This window comes from Dietzia sp. CW19, from assembly GCF_014145265.1.
Classification (GTDB): Bacteria; Actinomycetota; Actinomycetes; order Mycobacteriales; family Mycobacteriaceae; genus Dietzia; species Dietzia natronolimnaea.
Map to the genome: position 1 here is coordinate 1 of NZ_JAALEE010000557.1, position 1276 is coordinate 1276.

Annotated in this window: 2 protein-coding genes; both read left to right on the plus strand. The window is 58.5% G+C overall.

Annotation, left to right across the window (positions count from 1 at the left end):
* The first annotated feature begins 70 nt into the window (after positions 1 to 70).
* Complete coding sequence (locus G6021_RS16975; protein ID WP_095719256.1) at positions 71 to 364, plus strand: transposase; 294 nt, start codon at positions 71 to 73, stop codon at positions 362 to 364.
* Positions 361 to 1245, plus strand: a complete 885-nt coding sequence (locus G6021_RS15670; RefSeq protein ID WP_202959127.1) for an IS3 family transposase — start codon at positions 361 to 363, stop codon at positions 1243 to 1245. The genes G6021_RS16975 and G6021_RS15670 overlap by 4 nt, the downstream gene beginning before the upstream one ends.
* The last annotated feature ends 31 nt before the right edge of the window (positions 1246 to 1276 follow it).

A 1276-nucleotide genomic window follows, 5' to 3' on the forward strand; every position in this document is an offset into this window, starting at 1 on the left:
TGGACCGTTCCCGTTCTGGTGGACACGCGGAGATGAGCGGAGAGTTCCCCCGAGATAGAGGGAGCAGATTATGGGATCGACTCGTCGGAGCTTCACTCCCGAGTACAAGGCCAACGCGGTAAGTTTGGTTATCGATGATGGTCGTGCGATCGCCGAGGTTGCACGCAGTATCGGCGTTCACGAGATGACGTTGGGGAAATGGGTGAAGAAGTCCCGAGACGAGGGAAACGGCGAGTCTGACCGCCCGTTGAATGAGGACGAGCGGGCGGAACTCGAGCGTCTCCGCGAAGAAGTGAAACACGCCCGGATGGAGGCGGAGTTCGCAAAAAAAGTAGCGACCTGGTTCGCGAAAGACCCGCGGTGAAATTCGCGGCTATCGCGGACTGGGCTGAATCCGATTCCTATCCGGTCACGTTCATGTGTGCTCAACTCGACGTATCGACTTCTGGCTATTACAAATGGCGTGGCAAATCCCGCTCAGCTCGAGACCTGCGGGACGACGAACTGACCACGCTGATCGAGTGCCTCTACGAGCGTCTCAACGGCCGCCCTGGCGTTCGTCGTATGCGCGCAGAGCTCGCCGCCGGCGGCCATCGGGTCTCGCACAAGCGGGTGTGGCGGCTCATGAAAACCGCAGGCCTGGAAGGCCGCCACCCGAAGGCGTGGAAGCGCACCACCGTCGCCGGAGAGCGCCCCGTTCCTGCACCTGACCTCGTCGGCCGTGACTTCACGGCGGCCGAGGCGAACACCAAGTGGTGCGGCGATATTACTTACGTGCGGACCTGGAATGGCTGGGCGTACTTGGCCACCGTCATCGATCTGCACTCCCGGATGGTCGTCGGATGGGCCGTGGCCGACCATATGCGCACCGAGCTGGTCACCGACGCACTGGACATGGCCATCGCTCGTCGTCGACCACCCGGAAAAGTAATATTTCACAGCGATCGCGGAACTCAATACACGTCCGCTGACTTCGACAAGTACTGCACGAAAAACAATATCCGACGATCGTTGGGGCGCACTGGAATTTGTTTCGACAATGCGGTCGCAGAATCATTCTTCGCGAGCTACAAAAAGGAACTCATTCACACGCGCCCATGGCCCACCCTGAAAGCACTCACAAAGAGCACATTCACCTGGATCGAGGAGTACTACAACAGGGCACGACGACATTCCACACTGGGATATTTGACACCAGCCGAGTATGAACTAGGATTCAGAGACATATACGAACTCGCCGCTTAATTGCAGTGGCCACTTTAGCGGGAACACTCCA